The sequence below is a fragment of the Luteibacter sp. genome (genome assembly GCF_036500425.1).
GTDB lineage: Bacteria > Pseudomonadota > Gammaproteobacteria > Xanthomonadales > Rhodanobacteraceae > Luteibacter.
The window spans coordinates 1-23,314 of sequence record NZ_DASYCB010000074.1 but is presented as its reverse complement, the minus strand read 5'-3'; the positions used below and the strand labels follow the sequence as shown (position 1 = coordinate 23,314).

Sequence of the window (23,314 nt, the reverse complement as noted above, 5' to 3'; positions counted from 1 at the left end):
CCTACCACCGAATACTCGTTTCTCCAGCCCACCCGCAATGGCCGACATCGGCTATGGAGAAACCCCATGAACACCAGCAAGTTCAGCGAGTTCGTCCTAAGCGCGCACGATGGCTTTGATGAGCCAACGATGCGCGAAGCGTTTTCACACGCGGTACCGATCAAGACAATCGTCATCTACTGCCTCGACCCGCGTGTCACGGAGATTCCGACCGCCGTAGCGCGTTACCTCGGTGATGAAACCTATCCGGGCGAAGTGATCATCAACGAGAATGGTTCGCGCATCGGCTCCACGACCACCCTTGCCACCGTGGCTGTCGCCGCCGGCCGCGCCGTCGATGGCGTGCGCTCGGTTTCGGTCCTGCAGCACCTGTTCGGCATCGAACGCATCGTGGTCGTCCACCATTCCAACTGCGGCGCCACCTCATACAGCGCCGACGGCATGATCGACGCCTTCCACCACGAGCATGGCACCGACATCTCCCACGCCTTTGATCCCGCGAGCGTGTGCATCACTGACTTCGAGGCATCACTCGCCTACGACACGAACCTGCTCCGCGCGAGCCCGGGCGTCCCGAAGCGCGCAGAAATCCTCGGCCTGTTCTACAACACGGATACGGGTGAGTTCACGGAAGTGGCTAGGATCGACGGTGCTTCGGTCGGCCGCCCTACTTCAGAAGGTCTGTCCTAAGGAAGTCCACGAACAGCCGCCGACGCGCAGCTCGGGCTCACCGCGTGCCGTGATGTCGTGAGTGGATAGGCTTATCCTGCGGTCGACCGGGATGTCGTCTGCGCGGCGGGTTCGCGATGGTCTCCCAACCGATCATCGCGAGGCCCACCGTGCGAGGGACAGCTTTCTCGCCGCTGCGGTAGTAGGCCAGCATCCGCCGGCTCAGCCCAAGAACTTCAGCGGCCCTGTCCAAAGTCATTTCGTGACGTGCCATCCATACGACGATCTGCTCGTGGGAAAAGTGTCCCGCCTGCTCCAGGGACTTGGCGCGCAGGTTGTCGCTCGCGAGGTGAAGGTTGTCGTCGTCGCCAAAGATGACGCCGCGCGCGCACTCGTCGAGCGCGACCCGCTCGAAGAGTTCCCACGCGCGCAACGGCGCGAGAGCTCGCAAGCGACCTATCGAACTGGAAATATCAACGGTACCTTCGTAACCATCAGCGAACGAGAGCGATAGGACGCCTGGTTCAATCGCCTCAGCCGACGTCAGTAAAAATTGGGCTTGGTGGAGATGGGTGCTGATCGGGAAAACCTGGCTATGGCTGGCAAAGATTGATCCTATCGTCGACGATCCTTCAGTGCAACCATTGCACTACTTGATCAGAGACTTAGATCGTATTTCCGACCCAATCCGTGCGCTGTCATCGACCGCCGGAACGCACGTGAGGATTCGTGCCTTTGTCCGTAGGTTGCGCCCTTCCAGCGGCGCCACATCGGCCTACAATGGTGAGCACCCCCACTCCCCATGGTGGCCGCCATGTCGCCCACAATTCGCTCCCTACTGGCATTTGCCTTCGCCACGGCTGCCGCAGGCCCAGCCTTGGCCCACAAGGACGACCCAGCCGCTCAGCTCGCCAAGATCACCGAGGGCCGCATCGCTGGTAACCCGAAGCAATGCATCGACCTCCCCCAGGTCTACAACACCCAGATCATCGATAAGACGACCATCGCCTACCGGATCGGTTCGACGTATTACGTCAACCAGCTCAGGTCTGGCGCGGAATCGCTGGACTCGAACGATGTGATGGTGACCAAAACCTTCGGCTCGCAGCTGTGCGCCCTGGATTCCGTGAAGATGGTCGACCGCTACGGTGGCGGCCTTCGCGGCTTCGTCGTCCTTGGCCCCTTCGTCCCTTACGCACCACCGCCGAAGGACCATTGAGCACAGCGCCACCCGACGAGGGCTTCGACGCCCCACTCCCCCGCTTTGCTTCGCGGGGGAAGGCCTTCGTTTACGTACTCCCGTGTCGCGACCGCGATCTGGTCAAGGTGGGCTTTGCCCGTGATCCACTCCGCCGGTTCATGGACCTGCACCGAAGGTTCCATGCGTTCTTCGATCTTGACCGAGGGTTGCTCGTAGCCGTCGACAAGGTCGCGGAGGCGCGCGCGATCGAACGCGCGCTCTTGCTGCGCTTTGCGGAGGCGCGCGCGCTGGCACCACTCGAGGTGCGCGAAGCCGCCGCCGGAAAAACCGAGTGGTATGCGGGCATCGACCCTGACGTCGCACGACACGCCGAAGCCCTCGCCGCGGAAGGCAATCATCAGGTGATCGCCCCACTCCGCTCATGGTTAGCCGCCCGTCTCGGCGAAAACACGGATCGTGCCTACGACTGGGCGGCGCGCCTGTTCGAAGCGGTCACCGAGGCGCACGCGTACGGCCTCGCGGCGGACCGCGCCGAGAACGCCCTGGCCCTGGCGATCGAACGCTACGAGGCCGTCGGTATCGCGTCCAGAACACTCCTGCCCGACGATGTCGTGGCCTGGTACGAGCAGCACTATCAACGTCTTGCGTAAAACGGCACGCCTGTAACAATTCCCCACATTTGCATATATCCACAAATTAACCCACCCTTCGCGAGTGGCCTGTGGCCGTTTGCTGAAGACGACTGGGAGATGGGGATGTCGCATTCCAAGGGGCCGCTGGGCCGTCGTACGGCCGTTTGGGCCAGCCTCGCCGTGCTGACCGCCGGCATCGCCGCGACCGAAAGCGTCCGCGCCGCCGAAGTGGCGCCGCCGCAGCACCCCGCCCATACCGTCACCTTCGATCGCCACTCGCTCATCATCGATGGCAAGCCGACCTACCTCTGGTCAGGCTCCTTCCACTACTGGCGCCTGCCCAGCCCCGAGTCGTGGAAAGACGTTCTGCAGAAGATGAAGGCCGCCGGCTTCAATGCCGTCGAGATCTATTTCGACTGGGGCTACCACTCGCCCAAGCGCGGCGTTTACGACTTCACCGGTATCCGTGATGTCGACCGCCTGCTCGACATGGCTCGTGACGTTGGCATCTATGTCATCGCCCGCCCCGGCCCGTACATCAACGCAGAAACCGATGCCGGCGGCTTCCCCGGCTGGCTCGTCAGCACGGCTGGGAAACCGCGCTCAACAGCGCCCGATTACACCGCGGCCTATCGCGAGTGGATGACCGCGATCGACCGGATCCTCGCACGACATCAGGTGACCGATGGGCGTGGCAGCGTGCTGCTCTACCAGGTTGAAAACGAGTTCTACAACGATTCCGACGATGGCCGTGCCTACATGCAGGCGCTCGAGGACAAGGCACGCGAAGACGGCATCACGGTGCCGCTGTTCGGTAACCATAACACCAACTTCTTCGAGGGCGTGGGCAAGCTCGATATGCCGGGCTACGATTCGTACCCGATGGATTTCGATTGCACCCGCCCCGATCGCTGGAACGGGGTCTACGATTTTGCCAGCGAGCGCGAAGGCCTGAAGAACACGCCGTTGTTCTTCCCCGAGTACCAGGGCGGCGCGTTCGATGTATGGGGCGGCCCGGGTTACGAAGCCTGCCGCAAGCTCACCGGCCCCGAGTTCGAGCGCGTGTTCTACGAAGCGACCATGGCTTCGGGCTCGACCATGCAGAACTTCTACATGACCTACGGCGGCATCAACTGGGGCTGGCTGTCGTCGCCGGGGGTGTACACGTCGTATGACTACGGCGCGGCGATCACGGCAAGCCGCCAGCTCACGTCGAAGTACGACCAGCAGAAACTCATCGGCTACATGACGCGCGCCGCGGCCCCGCTTGCGCGCACCGATGCCGTGGCCAGCGCCGTGGCGGAGAACCGCCGGCTGCGGGTTACCGCACGACGCAACCCCGACGATGGCACGCGCTTCTACATCCTGCGCCACGCCGAGGCAGCGGATACCACGAATGACACTACCCACCTGACCCTCTCGCTACGCGGCATGGGCGACGTGCGCATCCCGCAGGCCCCGGGCACGGTGATTCGGGTGAATGGGCGTGACTCCAAGGTCTTCCTCGCCGACTACGCGTTTGGCCAGCAGGACCTCGCCTACTCCACCTCAGAACTGCTGACCCAGCTACGTTCGGGGGATCGCGATATCGCCGTGTTCTACGGCCGGCATGGCGAGGACGGTGAAACCGTGCTGCGCTACCCGGACCAGCCCGACGTAGAGGTGATCGAGGGCAAGGTTGCCAGCCACTGGGATGCGAAAACACACACACTGCGACTCAACTACTCACACGACGGACTGGCGCGCGTCGCGTTGACCCAGGGGACCCGCTCGCTTCTGTTGCTTCTGGCCGACAACGAAGCGGCAACGCGCTTCTGGCAGCTCGACTCGAACAACGGGCCCATCCTTCTTCGCGGACCTTACCTGGCACGCACGGCTGAACAACAGGGCGACACGCTGGCACTCACCGGCGATACGGCGACCGCGGGCGATCTCGAAGTCTTTGCGGCGCCAGCCACGCATACGGTGACGTGGAACAGCATGCCGGTGACCACCACGGCGACCGCCTCTGGCACGCTTACGGGCCGCCTCGAAGGCCCGGCGCCCGTGAGCCTCCCCGTACTGCGCGAATGGCACGTGACCAACGGCGCGCCCGAAATCGAGGCACGCTTCGATGACCACGCCTGGCAGGCCGCCGACCGCACCAGCACGCCCAACCCTTACTGGGACCAGAAGCTCCCGATCCTCGATAGTGACGACTATGGCTTCCATCACGGCCATGTCTGGTACCGCGGCCATTTCAAGGCCACGGGCAAGGAAGCGTCGATCCGGCTCTCCGCCAACCTGGGTGTACACCTTGGAAATCATGGCATCTTCACCGCCTGGCTCAACGGCCATTACCTGGGCAACAACCCAAGCGGTGCGCAGCAGTTCCCGATCGACCCGAGCTGGCTGAAGACGGGCGGTGACAATGTCGTCGCCGTGCTGGTGGAGAACACCGGCCATCTGCAGGAAGAACACAACGGCGCATTCCGTGAGCCACGCGGCCTGATGTCAGCGACGCTGCAGGGGTCAGACGCCACCATCCACTGGAAGCTGCAAGGCAATGTCGGTGGCGAAGACCTGCCTGATCCCGTGCGTGGCCCGTTCAACATCGGCGGCCTTTATGGCGAGCGCAAGGGCTGGCACCTGCCCGGCTTCACTGACACTCCGTGGCCTACGACGACGCTGCCACACGCGACCGACAAGCCGGGTGTCGACTGGTACCGCACGACCTTCACACTTGATATCCCCAAGGATCAGGACGTACCCATCGCCGTGCGTATCAAGGACGCCGCTCCACACCACTACCGCGCAATCATTTTCATCAACGGCTGGCAGATCGGCCGCTACATCAGCGACGTGGGCCCGCAGACCGAGTTCGAGCTACCGGTAGCCCTGCTGAACCTGCATGGTGAGAACACGATCGCCATCGCCTCCTGGAGCACCGCGCAGGATGGCGGCCTCGGCGAGGTATCGTTGGTGATGCAAGGGAATTACCGGACGGGTCTCAAGTAACAGCGTCGGCGATCACGCGACAAACCGCTCCCGTAGGGCACTGACCCGCCCTGCGTTCGCGGTCGCCACGCTTCGGAACCCGGCGCTCACGCCAGCATGGTCAGCCACGCGCCGCCAGAAGATTTCCGCCCACGCCGATGCGCGCTCCCAATACGCCGCATCGGCCGGTACCGGCGTCGCCGGCTGGAATTCGCGTGGCACCAGCGCACCGCTCGCGCCGGGGCGATAGAGCATCGGCAGCATGTCGTAGCTCGGCGCCACATGCAGTGGTAATGCGTCGTCGAGGAAGAACCCCAGGTTACCGAAGTGCATGTCGGTGTTCGCGATCATCCGGCCGAACCACCAACGCTGGCGCACGTCCGATGCCGTTACCGCATCGACCCAATCGTTTTCATGCATGCGTTGCGCAGCGCTTGCCCAGTCATCGCGTTCACCGTCGTGTGCATCGCTCCATGCGGCCAGCGTGACAAAGCCGCGCCGACCGTGGGCGCCGATGCGATCGAACCGGGTGACCTCCAGGCAAAGGCGATCCGCTGACCAGATCAGCTCGCTGCGCGCACTGGCATGTCCATGTTCCGCTAGGACCTCACCCGCGAGATGCTCGCTTATCAGAAGGTCGGCCCAGCGCCGCCCTGCGGGCGTGGTCACGGGTTCACTGAACTTCACGATGACGTGGCGGATCGTGCCATCGGCATCCTGGATGCGCGTCGTGAACTTAGGCTGCTCGCCTGCCGCTGATGAGCCTACCGGCTCCCCGGCAAGCGCACGCTCGGCCAACCGGGTGTATTCGGCTTCGCGCGCGGCGGCGGGCATCGCTGCCCATGAGTCGCCCAGCGCGCGGTCCAGCCCGCTCGTACCGAGCACAAAGTTGCCGGGGCCATCGTCGCCGTGAAGCAGCAGCGCAGCAAGCACCGCATCGTCGTTCCACCGGAGGATATCGGAAGGCAAACCGAGTTCGTGGGCCCACGACTGAGCGAACTGGCGCCCCAGGAAGCCCTGGGGTCTTTGATCGTCGATGAACCACGGCACGCCGGGGAACAGGCCATCTACAAACTCGTCGCGAAGCCAGTCGGGGTGATTACCGGCATCGAGGAGGCTCCCGCCACCGTACAGCGCGGTATACGTACCGAATGCCGTTGGATGGCCTCCCGCGTCGATGCGGAACACGGGCCACGAGGAACCAAGCCCGCGCACATCGCGCTTCGCTGCATACCGCGTACGCCGCGCGGAGCCGATGCGCGCGACCTGATCGCCGGCGTCACGCAGGGCACGGGAGATCGTTGGCTGGCTGAGCTCAAGCGCAGCCGCCAACTCCGCCGCCGTGGAGGCCCCACGGGTCCGGAGAAGGTTCATCAAAGACGCAAGGTATCGAGACAGTGTGGCCATGCTTGAATAGATACATGAATAGATTCTCCATGTCAAATATCTATAAATTCAATTATTTATAAGAAATACCACGCCTTTTTTGAATAGATTCTTGTGGGGATTCACAACGCCATGACGTCCCTAACGCCCGCACCACCCCCCATTCACGGCTGCGAGCTAAAAGTGGCCATGCATTGAACGGGAGGCTCGCCATGAACCACGATCGCAATGACGTCAACCATCCGGACCACAAGGCGCCGGCGAAACCCGAGACGCCCTCGGAGAAGAAAGAACGCAAGGCGCACGAGAGCGAGAACCAGGATCAGGCCCTTGAAGAAACCTTCCCGGCCAGCGATCCCGTCTCGCCGTTCGTGCCCGCCAAAGCTCCTGACTAGCCGTCCTTTGACGGCAGGTCAGTAATGCCCGGTACCAGCGTGGATTCAACATGTATGTCACGGTGGATGACGAACAGGGCGCTCAGGTTGACGTGCACGTTCATGCCAGTGGCGACAAACGCAGTGGTTGCCGCTGGCGCGAATGCGTAGTCGAAATCGAGCACGCTGACGTGGGCGAAGAAGGTACGCAAAGGCGTCTGCAGATGCAGGCTCAGGCGGCTTACATACGGATGGCCCTCCGCATCCGCGACGACCACGGCCGTGCCGTCATAGCTTTCCTGGTCATCCGCACCTGAAGTCACATGCGCTTTCCCCGTCCCGGCGTAGCCTTTAGGCACGGTACGGGTGGTGAATGTGTACACGGCTTGTCCCGCGTCGCCGCCCGTGCGCTTCGCGTCGTTTCCTATGACGGACTTCAGGACGGCATAGGAAGGAAGGGCCTTCTTCGGCTCCTTCCGCGGATCGATGACATCCGTGTCGGACTCAGGCTTCTCACCACCCACGATGTGCGAGGTGGTGCGGACCACGCCGTTGACCTCGGCAAGCGGCACCGCGGGACGGCCCAATGCCTCATCCAGCAGCGCATCATTGGCCGACGCGACAGATGCCAGGCCGAGCGCAGCAAAACCCGCACAACGAATCCAAATCGACATACCTGTCCCTCACTGGGTCATTCGCAAGACCCGGACAGTAGACCCGGACGGATACCGACTCATGCCCCAGAGGTCACCCGGGTGCCATCGGTCACAACGTGCGGTGATTGCGCCCCTTAATTACCGCATATTATTCGGTGATTAATTGACCATGCGGCGATTAGAGGGCATATTCACCGCATGAGAAGCGGCGAATATACCTACATCTGGCAATCCCCAGCCTGGCCCGACTGGCGCTACGACCTGAAGCGCCTGGCCGCGCCCCTGGCTGAAGTCAGTCAGCTCCAGGGCAGGCTGCTGGGGCGGCTGGCAGATGTAGGCATGGCGCTCCGCGGCGAGGCCAGCCTTGTCGCGATCACCGACGACGTGGTGAAGACCAGTGCTATCGAAGGTGAAACACTCGACGTGTCCTCCGTGCGCTCATCCGTCGCACGACACCTGGGTGTGGACATCGGCGCCCTGGCACCCGTCGACCGCCACGTGGAAGGTGTGGTGGACATGGTGCTCGACGCGACACTGGGCGCCAGCGAACCCCTCACGGCGGAACGGCTGCACGCATGGCATATGGCGCTGTTCCCGACCGGTTACAGCAACCTCACCCGCCTGCGCGTGGGTGCGTGGCGGGACGACGCCACGGGGCCCATGCAAGTGGTATCGGGCCCGATGCATCGGCACAAGGTGCATTTCCAGGCACCACCCGCTGATGGCCTGGATCGCGAAATGGCCCGGTTCCTCGACTGGGCCAACCGCGAGACGGGCGAGCCGATGCTCATCAAGGCGGCACTCGCGCACCTTTGGTTCGTCACCCTGCATCCCTTCGACGATGGCAACGGACGCATGGCCCGCGCCGTGGGCGATCTGTTCCTAGCCCGTGCGGATGGAAGCCCGCAGCGTTTCTACAGCCTTTCCGCGGAAATCCAGCGGCGACGGTCGGCCTACTACGAGATCCTCGAGCGAACTCAGAAGGGCACGCTGGATGTCGACGAATGGCTCAGCTGGTTTCTTGCCACGTTGCGCGACGCCGTCGCCGCCGCGCAGGTCTCACTTGACGGGGTGCTGTTCAAGGCGCGCTTCTGGCGCCGGTGGGCGAGCACGCCGATGAACGCGCGGCAGGTAAAGCTGGTCAACCGGCTGCTCGACGGATTCCAGGGCAAGCTCACCTCGGGGAAATGGGCGGCGATCGCCAAGTCATCCACCGACACCGCACTGCGCGATATCAACGAGCTCGTGGCGCTAGGCATGCTCCGCCGTACCGAAGGCGGCGGCCGAAGCACTGGGTACGAGCTCGCCCCCATCGAGCCAGACTGAACCACCCCCAATCCGTCGACCCGCGCACAATCCCCACCCCCGACCCCATCTGGCCGATAGACCGGTAACCGGGGGTTGCGTATGCTCCGCGCAAGGGGGATCCATGGACGAAAAAAAGAAGAACATCCTGCACGTGCGGCCGCCGACCTTCACGTCGGGCGTCGCCACGGGCATCGCCATTACCGGCCCGACCGACGACGGCTTCGTCCACCTTCATTTCTTCCGGGAATCGCAGCGCATCACGCACGATGACGTGCCGACGCGTTCGCAGTCGCCCAACGAAACCGAATTCGCGTGGGGCCGTGCCGAGCCGAATATCCACTTGCAACGCGAAGAACTTGCGGTGATTTCCGTGCCCATGGACCGCGTGCAATTGATGGCGCAGGCCCTTGGCCGCGCGGCACAGTTCGTCGAACAGCTGCGCGAACCACCGGTCCGCGGGCCCAACAAGGTCGCGTAGACCCCTTACTCGCCAGGCCCTTTCCGGTCGTTCTCGGCCGCGACCTGCTGGAAATCGAGGTCGCGTTCAAGGTAATGCAGCAGGTCGTCGTGGATGTGCCCCGCCCGGTGCAGGCGCAGCAATTCGACCCGGCCTGCCGCCAGCGCGGCCAACACGACATCGTAGTGCGCCTCGCGATCATCGGTGATCGAGCGGGACTCTTCTACCACGCGCCGGGCGATGTTCACGCGATACGTGTACTGCTCGAGCAGGCGCGGGTGCAACAGTGTCCCATCGGCCGCGTAGGCGTGCGCCTTCACCGCCTCCAGTTGCGCGGCATCGACGTGCAGGTACGCCTGCATCTCATTGAGATGGTTGCCCTCCGCCTGTACGTTGCGATCCAGGCCGAGCCAGCGAATGACCGGCCCGATCGTGCCGCCCTGCACGACCACCGTGACCAGGATCGTCGCAAATGCGGCAGCCAGGGTCAGGTCACGACCGGGCATGTTCTCCGGCAGGGACAGGGCGATGGCCAGGGTGACCACGCCGCGCATGCCCGCCCAGCTCAGCAGGAAACTCGACTTCGGCGATGGCGGCGACGGTTTTTTCCCGAACGCACGCAACACCGGCACCCGCAGGTAATCGGTGGCATACACCCAGACGAAGCGGGACGTGATAACGGCCGCGAGCACACCAAGGATAGGCAGGCCCAACTGCTCGATCGTGTTGCCGACGCCACCCAGGCGTTCGATCACACCGCGCAGGGAGAAGCCGATGAGGATGAACACAAGGGCTTCCAGGATGAAGATCATCACGGCCCAGAACGAACCACCGCGGACGCGCGCGCTGGCGGAGAACACCTCGTGCTGGAACCAGCCGAAAATGATGCCGGTGGTGACCACCGCCATGACCCCGGACACGTGGAAGCTCTCGCCGCCGATGTAGGCAGCCCATGGTGAAAGGCATGACGCGGTTACCGCGAGGAATACATCGTCGATGCGGCGCAGGACCACGACCACGAGCGCGCCGACGATGGCGCCTACGGCGATGCCGCCAGCCGCCAGCCCGGCGAAGCTCAGCAAGGCCCCACTCGAACTGAAGGCACCGGTGAGCGCCGCGGCCACGGCAAAGCGGAACAACACCAGGCCCGTGGCGTCATTGAGCAGGCTTTCCCCTTCCAGCAAGACCATCAGACGGCGCGGGAGCCGTACCTTGCCGAGAACGGCCTTCGCCGCGACCGCATCGGGCGGTGATACCACGGCACCAAGCGCAAAACACGCCGCCCACGGCAGCGACGGGACGATCCAGTGCACAGCGGCACCGACCACCAGGGTCGTGAAGACGACAGCGCCTACGGCAAGCCAGAGGATCCCGCCCAGGTAGCGACGGAAATCTGACCACACCGTGTAATACGCACCATCCATCAGCAGTGGCGGCAGGAAGACAATAAGGACCAGCTCCGGATCGAAGCTGACCGCTGGCACACCCGGCATGAACGCAATGCCCGCGCCACCGGCCAGTAGCGCCGCGGCCGTGGGCAGGCGCAGCTTCCGCGCGAGCAACTCCAGGGCCACGATGGCCACGAGCAGGATCAGGATGAACTCGAAGGTCGTGGTCGAAGACATGGGAGCCAGTTTGCTGAGACGTTCCCGAAAGGATACCGGCATACAATCGACGCATGATTGAACATACGCTCGATTCCCTCGCCGCCGAGGAGCAGGTCCTCCAGTTCGACCGTTTCACCCTGGAGCAGGCCTGGGAACTCGGTCATGCCCTGCGCGAGGCCGCGCTGGCACAGGGCGCCGCCGTCGCGATCGACATCAGCCTGCGCGACCGCCCCCTCTTCCATGTGGCCCTGCCAGGCACGGACATTTCCCATGCGAACTGGATCCGCCGCAAGCGGAACACCGTGCTCGCTCTGGGCACCAGTACACTCGCGGTCGGCATGAAGCTGACCAAGGCCGGCCAGTCACTCGAAGAACGCTATGGCCTCGCGCCCGCCGACCACGCCAGCGACGGCGGAGGCTTTCCCCTTCGCCTGCGCGGCCTCGGCGTCATCGGTGCCATCACCGTCTCCGGCATGCCCTCGGCCGAGGATCACCGGCTCGTTGCATCAACCTTGGAAGCGCTCGTCAAATAGCACCGGCGCTAATCTAGATACCCAGGACTCGCGACTTACTCCACAGTCCAGCCAGCGATCCCCCTCACGGGCCTTCCGGAACAGACCTCACCCAGGCACAAGCGAAGGCCGCGGCCCCCAGGCAATTGTCGATGCTCGGGAAACCAGCGCCTGGCTTGGTCCACCACGATGAGCAGGCCCTCGTGACCGCCCATGGGGGCGAACACATCCGAGACCTCGCCGAACGGCGATATGCCGAAGCGAACGACCAGATCGCGAACGAGTGCGGGCACATCCTCTGTGGGCAGGCCGACCTCGCTGACGCAGGTGATTTCACGCCCGTGGAACGGGCCTCCACCCACGCCTTCTCCCCCAAGGGGCTTACGCGCGATCAGTTCCAACACGGCTTCGTGCGGCCCCGCGAAATACACCGACTCAGAGTCCCAGGGGTCGCCAATGTGGAATTGCTCCTCGCCCAATGGGTCGCGCAAGATCAGGGCACGCTGCGCGATCCACTCGCATGCCACGGCGAAACGGTGGTACGGCACATTGAAGGCGAGGTGCACCGCGCCATCACCCATCCGAACGATCGGAATGATCTCGATATCGGTCCAGCCGGCATGCACCACATGGCCGGTGATGCGCAGTTGCAAGACATCACGGAAGAATGCCAGGCAAGCGTCGACATCGCTCGATGGCAGCTCGATATGGGTGAAGCGCATGCAGGCGATCCAGGCTCGATAGGGATACCGCCCATTGAACAACCTCAACCAAAGTTAAGGTCAAGCAAAACCGTACACGACTTGCGGACACATAACGGCGTTACCCTTGGGCCATGAGCCATCGCGATGACCTGCAAGGCATGCTCGACCGCCTCGATACCGAGGTGGCTGCTGGCTTGCGCGACAACCCCGACCCGGATGCGTTCTGGCCTACTTTCGCGACGCAATCGAACATCGTGCTTGAAGCCGCGGGCCCCGATCACTTCGACTGGGTGAGTTCCGAGATCTCGGCTCTGCTCGCCCGCTACGGCATCCCCGTACCCGAAGCCTGACCCTGCCAGAAGTCACGATTTACCTGCCATGGCGCGTTTGCCAGACTCGGCTGATCGTCCCGAGCCCAAAGGCCCATGCCCATGCGACCGACACGCCCTGCCCTCCACGTTGCCAGGACCGCGTTGTCGGTCGCTTTAGGCGCTACCGCCCTTGCCGTGCTCGCGGCACCAGTGGCCGCCCAGGCCGTCCTCACGCCTGAGCAGAAGCAGCTCATCGCGAAACGCAACGACATCGAACAGAAACTCGAGGACATTGCGGTCGTCGATCGCAAGGTGATGGTGAAGATGCGCGACGGCAAGCGCATGGCCGCCGACGTCTACCGCCCGAAGAACGCAACCGGCAAGGTGCCGACAATCTTCGTGCGCACGCCGTACAACTTCAACTTCTGGGATGTGAAGAACGGTGCGCCGCGCGACATGACGCGCCAGCTGGAAGCCGTGAAGCGCGGCTACGCGTACATCGACATGAATGAGCGCGGCCATTATTTCTCGGAAGGCAACTACGAGATCCTCGGCGCGCCTTTGTCGGATGGCGTCGACGCGGTGAACTGGATCACCGCGCAGCCCTGGTCGAACGGCAAGGTCGGTACGACCGGCTGCTCGTCGACGGCGGAATGGCAGATGGCCGTGGTGGCCCAGAACACCCCGGGACTCGCCACGTTCAACGTGCAGGGCTTCGGTGCCGGCGTCGGCCGCGTGGGACCCTACTTCGAACAAGGCAACTGGTACCGCGGCGGTGCGGTGCAGATGCTGTTCATCGCCTGGCTCACCAAGGAACAGAACCAGGTGCGCCCGATGCTCCCGGCAAACACCTCGCAGGCCGACCTTATCGCGGCCTCGAAGCTGTTCGACCTGGATTCGCAGCCGGCGGATATCGACTGGGACAAGGCGTTCTGGACGCTGCCCGAGAAGGACATCATGAAGAAGGCGGGCGGCCCCAAGGGCATCTTCGCCGATGCCATGGATGTTCCGACCGGCGGCAACATGATCGCGCGCGCACCGAACAGCCCTGCCTGGTACAAGGGCGGCCTGTGGCACGACAACATGAAGATCAACAAGCCAGGCCTGTGGTTCATGAGCTGGTTCGATGTATCGGTTTCACCGAACCTTGCCGCCTACAATCACGTGCGCGCCACGGCCTCGAAGGAGATCGCCGACCAGCAGTACGCCGTGATCTCGCCCTCCCTGCATTGCGGGTACTCACGCGCCACCGAGCACACCATGATCGGCGACCTCGACGTGGGCGATGCACGCTTCGACGTGGATAATCTGGTCTATGGCTGGTTCGACAAGTGGCTGAAGGGCGTGGATAGCCCGGTGATCGATAAGCAGGCCAAGGTCATGTACTACGTGATGGGCGAGAACAAGTGGCACAACACGCAGACCTGGCCACCGGTGGGCGCGGTGACGCATGACCTGTACTTCACCAGCGGCGGCAAGGCGAACACCTTGTACGGCGATGGCAAGCTGGTCGATACGGCCGGCGGTACCGACCACCCCGATACGTTCCTGTATGACCCGATGAATCCGGTGACCACCTTCGGTGGCGGCGGTTGCTGCCAGGGCAATGCGGTGAAGTTCGGTTCGTTTGACCAGAACACACAGCTCGCCCGCAACGATATCCTGGTTTATGACTCGGAGCCGTTCAAGGAAGGCACGGAAGTCTCCGGCCCGATCACCGTGACGCTGTATGTGTCCTCGGATGCGAAGGACACCGACTTCACCTTCAAGGTGATGGACGTCTATCCGGATGGCCGTGCCTTCAACCTGACCGAGAATATCCAGCGCATGCGTTACCGCGAGGGCTACGACAAGCCGCCGGTGTGGATGAAGGATGGCGAGGTGTACAAGGTGACGTTCCAGCCGATCGACACCAGCAACTTCTTCTTCGCCGGGCACAAGCTGCGCGTGGCGGTGTCGAGCAGCAACTTCCCGCGTTTTGACCGCAACCTCAACACGGGCGGTAACAACTACGACGAAACCAAGGGCGTGATCGCACACAACGCGGTGCACCACGATGCGGAACACCCGTCGAAGATCACCTTCACGGTGGTTCCCCGCCAGTAACCCTTGACGTTAGCCGGTCCCGGGCTTCCTGCCGGGGCCGGCGTCGCCACACAAGCCGAGAGCCGCGTGAGCGCCACGAGGCTCCCATCGTGCGGGCGTATGTACCCGAACAGGTTGACGAAGCAATAGACGATCGCAAGTAAGAAACTCATGGCAGTCTCCTTCCTACATGGCCCGGAAAATAGCCATGAACGGCTGGCTGACGGTGAGGGTTTCGGGGCGGCCACGCAGGTGCAGGCAGCCCCTGCCGCCGTCATCGCGCTCCACGGAGGCGACCTGGCGGAGATTGACGATGGTCGACCGGTGGATCTGCCGGAACGTGCGCGGATCAAGCCGCTCCAGCAGCTCGCGGATCGGTCGACTCAGCAGCGCGTCGCCATCGGCGGTCGCCACCAGCGTGTATTTATTGTCGGCGCGGAAATAGATCACGTCCTCGACCAGGATCAACCGCGTAGCCCGGCCCGTACTGGCAGTGATCCATGTAAGCGGCTCGTCCGGCGTGCTATCGAACTGGTCGCGCATATCCTTGGCCAGGCGCCCTGTCCGGCTCGCATGCTTCTCCACATCGGCCAGGCGGCTGCGCAGGCGCGCTACGGTCTGGGCGAGGCGATCAGCCGACACCGGCTTCAGCAGGTAATCCACGGCGCCACGCTCGAACGCGTCGACGGCGTACTGATCGTAGGCAGTGATGAACACCACCAACGTACGCGGGCTCACGTCGGCCGCAGCGGCGGCCACTTCCATACCGGTGAGGCCCGGCATGCGGATATCGAGGAAGGCGACATCCGGTGTGTGCTCGGCGATCGCCTCCAGCGCCTCGCCACCATCTTCGGCGACCGCGACGACTTCCAGGTCGGGCCACGCCTTCGCCAGCTCGCGCTGCAAAGCGGCGGAGAGCAGCTTTTCATCTTCGGCGAGGATGCACCTAGGCACGGGTCGCCTCCGTCATCGGCAGCGTGATCGTCGCGGCCACGCCATTCGGGAAGTTGTTCCCGATCGCGAACGAGGCGGCATTGCCGTAAGTCAGCCGCAGCCGTTCGCGCAGGTTCTTCAGGCCAATCCCGCTGCCCGTGCCATCCATGCGCAAGCCCATGCCATCGTCTGCAACGGTGAGCGAGAGGCCGGTGGGATCGCATGCGGCACGGATCCAGACACCGCCACCGCCAGGCTTGGGCTCAAGGCCGTGTTTGATCGCGTTCTCGACCAGGGTCTGCAGCATCATCGAAGGCATGGCATAAACGAGGCACGCCTCAGGGACATCGACGTGCACCGTCAGGCGACCGCCCATGCGCAGCTGCATGATTTCCAGCCACGCGGTCGAACGCTCCAGTTCCTGGCCCACCGTCGACAGCGAACCATCGGTGCGCGGGAGCGAGCGACGCAGGTAGTCGATGAGGTACCCAAGCATCTTGTCGGCGCGCGCAGGATCCGTACGTACCAGTTCCTGTGCACTGGCCAGCGTGTTGTAAAGAAAATGCGGTTCCACCTGGGCCTGCAGCAGGCTCAGCTGCGCCGCCGTGAGTTCCTTTTCCATCGATGTCTGGCGGGCATCGGCGCGTTCGCGGTTGCGGCGTTCGTTAATGCGCTGGGTGAGCGCACGGACCAGCGTCTCCGCGTACTCAAGCGACACGCCGCCATCCGGGTTGAACCAGTCAGTCCATGCGCCGCTATCGGGCTCACACACGAACAGTACGGTACAGGCACCTTCGCCAGGCACGACGGAGGCGGCAATGCGGGTGTTGCGCTGGAAGGGATCGTGCGGACGGCGTTTGCGTAGCGGGACCGACGCGGGCTCCACGACCGCATGGCGGATCGTGCCGCGCACCTGCAGGCCGCCACGCGCGGCACTTACATCCTGAATCTCGGGGAGGCCGCGTACGACGCTCTCAACGAGGTCGAGCGTCTCTTCGGCGCCGTACGGCACTTCGACGCGACGGCGCTGGCGGTTGGCGACGGTTTCCGGATCAATACGACCAGCGATCGTACGCACGCGATACAGGTGGCTCACACCGCGTCCCAGCGCCAGCAGCAGGCCGACGAACCAGATCAGCGTGAAGATCGCCGGAAAGTCATGGCCAATATCGAGCGTCCCCCAGCACACAAGGAGTACGCAGAGCGCGGCCACCCAGGCAGCGATCAGCCGGGCAAGGAAACGGATGCTGGCCATGCGTGGCACTCCCTTGAAGATGGCGGCGAGCATACTTTGCCGCACCGCGCCCATGGATGGTTATCCGACGAAACGCCCCCAGCGCCGACGAAACGGCGCTTCAGCGCTGAATCAGGGGTGGCGCGGCGCAGCATGACCTGAGCCACGGCATGGTCCATGCTCGGCGGATGGCTTAAGCGGTGGGGACCGCAAGCCTCGACCAAGGGGTAAATGCATGGCTTTGCTGCTCATCGTTTTCGCTGTCGTCGTACTCGCGATCTATCTCGGCGTCCAGCTCCTGCCGAAGAACCATCCATCTAACTGGCTTCTGGGCATCGTCGGCGGTGCCTGCCTCATCCTGGCGTGGTACGCCATCTTCCGCCCCATGCTTATCGCCTCCGGTGGCGATCCGTCGCTGGCCGCACTGGGTCTCACGGCAGCGGGCATCGTCTCATGCACGCTTGGCGTGGTTTGCCTGGGCGTGTGCGTGTGGCGCGATCCCGCACGCTTCTGGATGCTCTCCATCGTGTTCATCGGCGTCATCGGCGCCACGCAGGTCACGGCCTGACGCAACGGCCGCCGGCTCAGGTGCCGGCGGTCTCGATCACACGTCGGTAATCGCGCGCGGATAGCACCGCGTTGCCGTTACGCACATCGAGGATGCCCTTCGCGCCGAACGGCAGCGTCCACTTCTCTGGCCCATGGCCGAATGCGAGACCGCGCAGCATCGGCAGGCCACATGCAGCTCCGAAGCGTTCCAGCGCGTGGTCGATATCGTAGCCATTGTCGTATTCGGTGACCCGCTGGCCACCCAGGCCACCCAACAGGATCGCGCGCTGGTTCGCCAGCACACCGCTCAACAGAAGCTCGTAAAGCATCCGCTCGACGCGGTACGCCTGTTCGCCGGTTTCTTCGATATACAAGATGCCGTCGTCGACCACCGGCATGTAGGGTGTACCGACCAGGCTGCACAACGCGGACAGGTTGCCGCCCCATAGCGTGCCTTCGAGGTACAGCGATGGCGTGCCTTCACTGCAGGCCCAGCCCACTTCCATCGAGGGGCCATCCAGCGTCTGCCAGAACTGACGCCAGGTGTTCTCACGCAGGTAACCGCCGCCGAAGTCCTGCACAAGCATAGGCCCATGCAAGCTGCCCACGCCACAGCGGGCCAGCAACGCACACTGGATCACGGTGAAGTCGCCATGCCCCACCAGTACGCAACGCCCGCCGGCGAGCCGCGCCTCCAGGCCGGCATAGTCCAGGCGATCCAGCAACGCGATGGCGCCATAGCCGCCGCAGATCGCCATGGCAACATCGGGAAGGGGCCGGGCGGGATCGGCCAGGCTATTGATGTCGGCGGCGCGTTCGGCATCGCTGCCGGCAAAACGCAGCGCCACGCGATCCACCACGCCACCGCCGTGCACGGTGTGCCCGGCGGCTTGCAGTCGTTCGATAGCGCGTTGGCAGGCGGCGCGATCCTCGGCGTAACCGGACGGGGCTAGCAGCTGGATATCAAGTCGTTTCGGCATGTGATGCAAGTTTGGACTTGCGTTACCAATACCGCTATGACTCGAGAAAGGCAACCGCAAGTTGCCCGCGCCCTGCTCTGCCGCGACTCTGGCCTTCATCGTTCCACCTCCGTGCGTCACCGCGCACCCAAGCGCATTAGAGGTGGCGGCGCATCCTTTGATTCATCAATCACGGCACGCCACTACGCCGAAACGGCATCGTGGCGTGCCCGCGATCAGAGGTCGTCCATTTCCTCGACAGCTAAGTCATCCGGCACGCTACGGGTCAGCGTTTCGCGCGGTTGCTCACCAAATACGCTGCGATATTTCTCAGCAAAACGTGAGAGATCCCACATGCCGCAGCTGAGCGCCACCGATTTCACCGAACGACGGCCCGCTTCCGCGGTGACCAGGCTGCGATGTGCCGTGCACAGGCGCAACATCGCGAGGTAGCGGTTGGGCGGAATGCCGAGCAGGTCATCAAACGCGTAGCGAAGGCCCCGCTCGCTGGCTCCCGCGGCCTGGCAGAGCTCCTGCGAATAGATATCGCGACGCAGGTTGGCGCGCATGAAACGCTCGGCACGGCGCATCACCTGGTAGTGCGCGCGACGGCCACGCGAGGCGACCGGACGGTCTTCCGATGATGACGAGAGGGCTACCCGGATGTGCTCATCGAGCAGGTCCTCGATCGGCCCGAAGCCATCGTCCTCGCCATCCCGCACGCGATCGCGGATCTGGCGCCACGCGCGCTTCAGTGGATCCGAGTTGACCGCGAACAGACGCAGGCGCTGCGCAGCCATATCGACATCGGCGTGGTCCGATGCCATGAAACGCGAGCGGAAGCGTGCGTAGGGCGCCACGACCATGGTGAACCGCGTACCGCGCTCGAACATGAAATCCGTCGGCGTGCCACGCAACAGCGTGACGGCCATTTCCGATTCGATGCTCACGCCCTGGCACCAGCTACGTTCGCCCGCCTCGTGCATGTAGACGAGCATGCACGCGTCATCTGGCACGGTTAGCGAACCACGAACATCGAAATCGATGTGCGCGGTGAAATACGTCACCCCATCATAGATTCGAGACGCAATGGCCGCGCGCGGCCGCGCAGGGCTCAGCGTCAACAGATCCACCTCACACACGCCCATGGCTGCGCCTAGCGTGACGAGGTCGAAATCCTCCAGTCCTTGTACGTCGATGGGGCGCGTCATGCCTGACCCTCCCACGTCCCGTCGTTGATGTGAGCGGCATCCCTCATGCCACCGCCTCCCATAACTCCACTCCACTGTCCCATACGCACCCCCGCGTTGATCCAGACAGGCCCGGCGCCTGCACGTAACTCCCTGGGCACAGCGGCCACCCCAAAAGAGGTGGCCCCCGGCCGTTATAACTAACCGTGTATGCGAGGAAATGCCAGTAATTTGTGAATCTGCCGAATTCGCTTACTGGGTGCCGGAAACATTTGATGAATCTGGCAAAAGTGCCGCCTGGGCCAGCCCTGAGACCACACCGAGGGACGGATCCCCGTGGACCACGGGAATCCCCGGGAAACTTGACGCGACCCTGGCACGGACCTGCGGCGAGCGCGAGGTACCGCCGGTGAGGAAAATACTGGTCGGTGCCAGGGCAATATCGCCCTGGGCCTCTGCAAGCAAGCGTGCCATGCGGTCGAGGAAATCCTCGGAGGCCAGCTGGAAATCGCCGCCGCCGGCCTGCCTGGCCAGGCCGGGCTCGATAAAATCGAGTTCCGCCTTGACCTGATCGGCCCCGGAAAGCTCGATTTTCATCCGCTCGGCCTGCTGGTTCAGGCGCGTCGTGGCCCCCGTCCCCTGCAAGGCGCGCAGCCGCGAAGCGTAGGGCTCGTCCACGCGCCGGTAATCCTGCTTACGGAACTCACGCTGCTTCGGCAGGTTGTGCACGCTGGCCGCTTCGACGAAGTGGTGGATGGGTACGCCCGAGTCATCCCGGCCAAACAGCGGCATCAGGCTGTGCAGGCTCATGCCAACATCCAGGTCGGTACCACCCCGCGGCAAACCCCAGCTGCGGTGCATAACGGGCGCATCGCCCGCGCCGAGCTCGGCATATGCCACGTCGGTGGTACCACCACCGATATCGACGATGAGCGCGTGCTGGCGATCGGCCAACGAGAGGTGGTAGTGCATGGCGGCGGCGGCCGGCTCTTCCAGGAACGACACGCTATCGAAGCCCGCCACGCCTGCGGCTTCACGCAGGATCCCCAGGGCCTGCTCGCCACCTGCCGCGCCCATGGAGCTACGGAATTCAACCGGCCGGCCAATCACGGCTTCGCGCACCGGCGTGCCGAACTGGCGGGTGGCCGTGAGGCGTACATGCTCCAGGATGTGGGCAGCGATGCTGACGATCGTCTTGCGCACCCTGGGGTCGAGTTTGTAGCCGAACATGGATTTCGGCGATTCGATCAGGTTGCCCGTCCCTTCTTCGAGATAGGCCTCCACGGCTTCTTCGCCGAACAGGGCATCCTGGAAGCTCGCCACGGAGGATGACGAGGCCTCGCGGAGACGCTCCTCCATCCACTGACGGCGGACCACGCGAATCGCGTCCCGGCGGACGTCGCGCTCGGGGCGAGGCGCACGGCCCGTATGGCGCTCGTCGGCCCGCGAGGCGCGGATGATCGTCTCGACCTGGGCCTCGAGGACCGGAGTCAGCACGAAGTCATCGAAGTCGGGCACCACCTCCGGGAAGAACACGGCGGTGCGGAACTGCCGCTCCTCGCCAAAACGGACCAGCTGAAGCTGGCCATCCACCACGGCCGCGGCGGCGGAATAGCTGGTACCGAAATCGATGCCGATGCGCATGGGAGCAGGCTCTTTCCAGACGGGGAAAACCGTCCATTATGACCGGGCCGCGTATCAGGCGACAGCGGGACGGTTACCGCTACACTCGGGGTTCGAGCCACAGACGCCTTAGGGAATCCCCGACCGATGCGCCGAATCGCCCTCGCCTGTTTCTCCGCCCTGGCCCTGGCCGCCTGCCAGAACCACGACCAGGACAAGACGGCCCCGGCCGCCGCCAGTACGGCGCCTGCCCGGCCGTCCACCGCCCCGCCGCCGCCGTTACCGGCCGTGGCGAACGAGAAGCACGACTTCACACCGGATATCACCGCAGGCGATTTCGCCGCGCACCTGCGGGTTATCTCGTCCGATGAATATGACGGCCGCAAACCCGGCACGCTGGGCGAACGCCTGACCACGAACTACATCATCGCGGCATTCAAGGCAGCGGGCCTCCAGCCGGGTAACAAGGGTGAGTGGGTGCAGACCGTACCGGCCGTGTCGACCGACCTCACCGGCCAGGACAGCCTGAAGCTCACTGTCGCGGAGGGTGGCGGCACCGAAGCCTTCGCCTTCGGCAAGGACATGGTGGTCGGCACGCTGCAGGCCAAAGCTGATGTGGAACTGAAGGATTCCGACATCGTTTTCGCCGGTTACGGCGTGGATGCCCCGGAAGCCCAGTGGAACGACTTCGACGGTGTGGACGTGAAGGGCAAGACCGTCATCGTGCTGGTCAACGACCCGGGCTGGAATGGTAACGATCCGAAGCTGTTCAAGGGCCGCGAAATGACCTACTACGGCCGCTGGACGTATAAGTTCGAGGAAGCGGCGCGCCAGGGCGCAGCCGCGGTCTTCATCGTCCACCAGACCGAGCCGGCCGCCTATGGCTGGAACGTGGTGCAGAGCGGCTGGACCATGCCGCGCCTGGACCTGCCCGAAAGCGAGAGCCCGGCGCCCCGCGTGCCCGTGGCGGGCTGGCTCACCCACGAAGCCGCCCAGCGCCTGTTCGCGAAGGCCGGCAAGAACTTCGACGATCTGGCGAAACAGGCCGATGTGCGTGGGTTCAAGGCCGTACCGCTCGACGCCAAAGCCAACATCCAGTTGCACAGCAATATCACGGTATCGCTGAGCAACAATGTCATCGGCATGGTGAAAGGCACTGAAAAGCCCGACGAGGCCGTGGTGTACACGGCGCACTGGGATCACCTCGGCCACGACCCGGCGTTGAAGGGCCATCAGATTTATAACGGCGCCATCGATAACGGCACCGGGATCGCCGCCTTGCTCGAGATCGCGGCGAAATTCGGCCAGGAAAAACCGAAACGCTCGGTAGTGTTCGCGGCGGTGACCATGGAGGAATCGGGCCTGCTTGGTTCGGCCTACTACGTCGCCCACCCGCCCTTCCCGCTCAACAAGACGGTCGCGGACATCAACATGGATGCGCTCGCCATCGGTGGTGCCACGAAGGACATGATCGTGACCGGCCTCGGCCAGGGCACGCTGGAAGACACGCTGGCCGACGTGCTGAAAGCCGATAACCGCGTGGTCGCCGGCGATGCCTCGCCCGAAAAGGGCCACTACTTCCGCTCGGATCACTTCAACTTCGCCAAGGCCGGTGTCCCCGCGCTTGCGGCGGGTGGCGGCATCGACTGGGTGAAGGGTGGCAAGGCCGCTGGCCAGGCGGCCGCCGACGACTACAACAAGAACCGCTACCACCAGCCGACCGACGTTTACGACATTCGCTGGGATTTCACCGGCGTCATGCAGAACGTCATGGCGTACTACAAGGTGGGCGACAAGCTCGCCAACAGCGACGAATGGCCCACCTGGAAGGATGGCAGCGAGTTCAAGGCCATCCGCGAAAAATCCCTGGCCAGCGGCAACAAAAAGAAGTAACGCCCTTGTAGGAGCGCGCTTGCGCGCGATGGGTGCTCGTGGCAACCCCCATCGC

General features: G+C 63.8%; 22 protein-coding genes and 1 pseudogene. 13 read left to right on the top strand and 10 right to left on the bottom strand.

Annotated elements, in window-relative coordinates:
* Positions 1–66 precede the first annotated feature (66 nt).
* A complete protein-coding gene (locus VGN46_RS17960; RefSeq protein ID WP_331645748.1) occupies positions 67–690 on the top strand; it encodes a carbonic anhydrase in 624 nt (207 codons plus the stop codon).
* A 37-nt stretch (positions 691–727) separates the two neighbouring features.
* On the opposite strand, the gene VGN46_RS17955 is transcribed toward VGN46_RS17960, so the two are convergent.
* Positions 728–1,120, bottom strand: coding sequence for a hypothetical protein (locus VGN46_RS17955; protein ID WP_331645746.1), 393 nt, complete (start codon positions 1,118–1,120; stop codon positions 728–730).
* Positions 1,121–1,483: 363 nt separating this feature from the next.
* Between VGN46_RS17955 and VGN46_RS17950 the strand changes: the two genes are divergently transcribed.
* The 4 genes and pseudogenes from VGN46_RS17950 to VGN46_RS17935 all read left to right on the top strand — a co-directional run bounded on the left by VGN46_RS17950 (position 1,484) and on the right by VGN46_RS17935 (position 5,499).
* On the top strand, positions 1,484–1,888 hold the full coding sequence (locus VGN46_RS17950) for a hypothetical protein (protein WP_331645744.1): 405 nt from the start codon (positions 1,484–1,486) through the stop codon (positions 1,886–1,888).
* A pseudogene (locus VGN46_RS20380) lies at positions 1,780–2,169 on the top strand (GIY-YIG nuclease family protein); the annotation flags it as partial. The gene VGN46_RS17950 and the pseudogene VGN46_RS20380, both read left to right, overlap by 109 nt.
* A 102-nt stretch (positions 2,170–2,271) precedes the next feature.
* The gene (locus tag VGN46_RS17940; RefSeq protein ID WP_331645740.1) at positions 2,272–2,520 is read left to right on the top strand and encodes a hypothetical protein; all 249 of its coding nucleotides are present in this window, start codon (positions 2,272–2,274) and stop codon (positions 2,518–2,520) included.
* Between the two features lie 105 nt (positions 2,521–2,625).
* Positions 2,626–5,499 carry a glycoside hydrolase family 35 protein gene (locus VGN46_RS17935; protein WP_331645738.1) on the top strand — a complete coding sequence of 958 codons (2,874 nt, stop codon included), beginning with the start codon at positions 2,626–2,628 and terminating at the stop codon, positions 5,497–5,499.
* Positions 5,500–5,511: 12 nt separating this feature from the next.
* Here the strand turns inward: VGN46_RS17935 and yjjJ are convergent, their stop codons facing one another.
* Complete coding sequence (gene yjjJ / locus VGN46_RS17930) at positions 5,512–6,852, bottom strand: type II toxin-antitoxin system HipA family toxin YjjJ (RefSeq protein WP_331645736.1); 1,341 nt, start codon at positions 6,850–6,852, stop codon at positions 5,512–5,514.
* Positions 6,853–7,076: 224 nt separating this feature from the next.
* On the opposite strand from yjjJ, the gene VGN46_RS17925 reads away from it, so the two are divergent.
* Positions 7,077–7,259, top strand: coding sequence for a hypothetical protein (locus tag VGN46_RS17925; RefSeq protein ID WP_331645734.1), 183 nt, complete (start codon positions 7,077–7,079; stop codon positions 7,257–7,259).
* Here VGN46_RS17925 and VGN46_RS17920 read toward each other — a convergent pair.
* Positions 7,256–7,912 (bottom strand): hypothetical protein, encoded by a 657-nt coding sequence (locus VGN46_RS17920; protein ID WP_331645732.1) that lies wholly within the window; start codon positions 7,910–7,912, stop codon positions 7,256–7,258. The genes VGN46_RS17925 and VGN46_RS17920 overlap by 4 nt on opposite strands.
* 180 nt (positions 7,913–8,092) lie before the next feature.
* Here VGN46_RS17920 and VGN46_RS17915 point away from each other — a divergent pair, with 180 nt between their 5' ends.
* Positions 8,093–9,220: a Fic family protein gene (locus VGN46_RS17915; protein WP_331645730.1), complete on the top strand. Its 1,128-nt coding sequence runs from the start codon at positions 8,093–8,095 to the stop codon at positions 9,218–9,220.
* A gap of 103 nt (positions 9,221–9,323) precedes the next feature.
* Positions 9,324–9,680, top strand: coding sequence for a hypothetical protein (locus VGN46_RS17910; RefSeq protein ID WP_331645728.1), 357 nt, complete (start codon positions 9,324–9,326; stop codon positions 9,678–9,680).
* Positions 9,681–9,685: 5 nt separating this feature from the next.
* On the opposite strand, the gene VGN46_RS17905 is transcribed toward VGN46_RS17910, so the two are convergent.
* Positions 9,686–11,284 carry a Na+/H+ antiporter gene (locus VGN46_RS17905; protein ID WP_331645726.1) on the bottom strand — a complete coding sequence of 533 codons (1,599 nt, stop codon included), beginning with the start codon at positions 11,282–11,284 and terminating at the stop codon, positions 9,686–9,688.
* Positions 11,285–11,337: 53 nt separating this feature from the next.
* Between VGN46_RS17905 and VGN46_RS17900 the strand changes: the two genes are divergently transcribed.
* Positions 11,338–11,799 carry a heme-degrading domain-containing protein gene (locus tag VGN46_RS17900; RefSeq protein WP_331645724.1) on the top strand — a complete coding sequence of 154 codons (462 nt, stop codon included), beginning with the start codon at positions 11,338–11,340 and terminating at the stop codon, positions 11,797–11,799.
* Positions 11,800–11,834: 35 nt separating this feature from the next.
* On the opposite strand, the gene VGN46_RS17895 is transcribed toward VGN46_RS17900, so the two are convergent.
* Positions 11,835–12,500, bottom strand: coding sequence for a VOC family protein (locus VGN46_RS17895; RefSeq protein WP_331645722.1), 666 nt, complete (start codon positions 12,498–12,500; stop codon positions 11,835–11,837).
* Between the two features lie 113 nt (positions 12,501–12,613).
* Here VGN46_RS17895 and VGN46_RS17890 point away from each other — a divergent pair, with 113 nt between their 5' ends.
* Together VGN46_RS17890 and VGN46_RS17885 are read left to right on the top strand one after the other, a co-directional pair.
* Positions 12,614–12,832: a hypothetical protein gene (locus VGN46_RS17890; RefSeq protein WP_331645720.1), complete on the top strand. Its 219-nt coding sequence runs from the start codon at positions 12,614–12,616 to the stop codon at positions 12,830–12,832.
* A gap of 81 nt (positions 12,833–12,913) precedes the next feature.
* Positions 12,914–14,899 (top strand): CocE/NonD family hydrolase, encoded by a 1,986-nt coding sequence (locus VGN46_RS17885; protein WP_331645719.1) that lies wholly within the window; start codon positions 12,914–12,916, stop codon positions 14,897–14,899.
* Between the two features lie 165 nt (positions 14,900–15,064).
* On the opposite strand, the gene VGN46_RS17880 is transcribed toward VGN46_RS17885, so the two are convergent.
* Both VGN46_RS17880 and VGN46_RS17875 read right to left on the bottom strand, forming a co-directional pair.
* Positions 15,065–15,832 carry a LytTR family DNA-binding domain-containing protein gene (locus tag VGN46_RS17880; RefSeq protein WP_331645717.1) on the bottom strand — a complete coding sequence of 256 codons (768 nt, stop codon included), beginning with the start codon at positions 15,830–15,832 and terminating at the stop codon, positions 15,065–15,067.
* A complete protein-coding gene (locus VGN46_RS17875; protein ID WP_331645715.1) occupies positions 15,825–17,066 on the bottom strand; it encodes a histidine kinase in 1,242 nt (413 codons plus the stop codon). The genes VGN46_RS17880 and VGN46_RS17875 overlap by 8 nt, the downstream gene beginning before the upstream one ends.
* A gap of 214 nt (positions 17,067–17,280) precedes the next feature.
* Between VGN46_RS17875 and VGN46_RS17870 the strand changes: the two genes are divergently transcribed.
* Positions 17,281–17,613 (top strand): hypothetical protein, encoded by a 333-nt coding sequence (locus VGN46_RS17870; protein ID WP_331645713.1) that lies wholly within the window; start codon positions 17,281–17,283, stop codon positions 17,611–17,613.
* A 16-nt stretch (positions 17,614–17,629) separates the two neighbouring features.
* On the opposite strand, the gene VGN46_RS17865 is transcribed toward VGN46_RS17870, so the two are convergent.
* The 3 genes from VGN46_RS17865 to VGN46_RS17855 form a co-directional block, all read right to left on the bottom strand.
* Positions 17,630–18,574: an LD-carboxypeptidase gene (locus VGN46_RS17865; protein ID WP_331645711.1), complete on the bottom strand. Its 945-nt coding sequence runs from the start codon at positions 18,572–18,574 to the stop codon at positions 17,630–17,632.
* Between the two features lie 215 nt (positions 18,575–18,789).
* Positions 18,790–19,764, bottom strand: a complete 975-nt coding sequence (locus VGN46_RS17860) for a helix-turn-helix domain-containing protein (RefSeq protein ID WP_331645709.1) — start codon at positions 19,762–19,764, stop codon at positions 18,790–18,792.
* Positions 19,765–19,995: 231 nt separating this feature from the next.
* Positions 19,996–21,387, bottom strand: a complete 1,392-nt coding sequence (locus VGN46_RS17855) for an Hsp70 family protein (protein WP_331645707.1) — start codon at positions 21,385–21,387, stop codon at positions 19,996–19,998.
* A gap of 126 nt (positions 21,388–21,513) precedes the next feature.
* Between VGN46_RS17855 and VGN46_RS17850 the strand changes: the two genes are divergently transcribed.
* The gene (locus VGN46_RS17850; protein WP_331645705.1) at positions 21,514–23,259 is read left to right on the top strand and encodes a M28 family metallopeptidase; all 1,746 of its coding nucleotides are present in this window, start codon (positions 21,514–21,516) and stop codon (positions 23,257–23,259) included.
* Positions 23,260–23,314: the final 55 nt, after the last annotated feature.

Coding starts and splice junctions, on each gene's coding strand:
- VGN46_RS17960 (WP_331645748.1), top strand. CDS start 67: ATGAACACCAGCAAGTTCAGCGAGTTCGTCCTAAGCGCGCACGATGGC.
- VGN46_RS17950 (WP_331645744.1), top strand. CDS start 1,484: ATGTCGCCCACAATTCGCTCCCTACTGGCATTTGCCTTCGCCACGGCT.
- VGN46_RS17935 (WP_331645738.1), top strand. CDS start 2,626: ATGTCGCATTCCAAGGGGCCGCTGGGCCGTCGTACGGCCGTTTGGGCC.
- yjjJ (WP_331645736.1), bottom strand. CDS start 6,852: ATGAACCTTCTCCGGACCCGTGGGGCCTCCACGGCGGCGGAGTTGGCG.
- VGN46_RS17925 (WP_331645734.1), top strand. CDS start 7,077: ATGAACCACGATCGCAATGACGTCAACCATCCGGACCACAAGGCGCCG.
- VGN46_RS17920 (WP_331645732.1), bottom strand. CDS start 7,912: ATGTCGATTTGGATTCGTTGTGCGGGTTTTGCTGCGCTCGGCCTGGCA.
- VGN46_RS17915 (WP_331645730.1), top strand. CDS start 8,093: ATGAGAAGCGGCGAATATACCTACATCTGGCAATCCCCAGCCTGGCCC.
- VGN46_RS17910 (WP_331645728.1), top strand. CDS start 9,324: ATGGACGAAAAAAAGAAGAACATCCTGCACGTGCGGCCGCCGACCTTC.
- VGN46_RS17905 (WP_331645726.1), bottom strand. CDS start 11,284: ATGTCTTCGACCACGACCTTCGAGTTCATCCTGATCCTGCTCGTGGCC.
- VGN46_RS17900 (WP_331645724.1), top strand. CDS start 11,338: ATGATTGAACATACGCTCGATTCCCTCGCCGCCGAGGAGCAGGTCCTC.
- VGN46_RS17895 (WP_331645722.1), bottom strand. CDS start 12,500: ATGCGCTTCACCCATATCGAGCTGCCATCGAGCGATGTCGACGCTTGC.
- VGN46_RS17890 (WP_331645720.1), top strand. CDS start 12,614: ATGAGCCATCGCGATGACCTGCAAGGCATGCTCGACCGCCTCGATACC.
- VGN46_RS17885 (WP_331645719.1), top strand. CDS start 12,914: ATGCGACCGACACGCCCTGCCCTCCACGTTGCCAGGACCGCGTTGTCG.
- VGN46_RS17875 (WP_331645715.1), bottom strand. CDS start 17,066: ATGGCCAGCATCCGTTTCCTTGCCCGGCTGATCGCTGCCTGGGTGGCC.
- VGN46_RS17870 (WP_331645713.1), top strand. CDS start 17,281: ATGGCTTTGCTGCTCATCGTTTTCGCTGTCGTCGTACTCGCGATCTAT.
- VGN46_RS17865 (WP_331645711.1), bottom strand. CDS start 18,574: ATGCCGAAACGACTTGATATCCAGCTGCTAGCCCCGTCCGGTTACGCC.
- VGN46_RS17860 (WP_331645709.1), bottom strand. CDS start 19,764: ATGACGCGCCCCATCGACGTACAAGGACTGGAGGATTTCGACCTCGTC.
- VGN46_RS17855 (WP_331645707.1), bottom strand. CDS start 21,387: ATGCGCATCGGCATCGATTTCGGTACCAGCTATTCCGCCGCCGCGGCC.
- VGN46_RS17850 (WP_331645705.1), top strand. CDS start 21,514: ATGCGCCGAATCGCCCTCGCCTGTTTCTCCGCCCTGGCCCTGGCCGCC.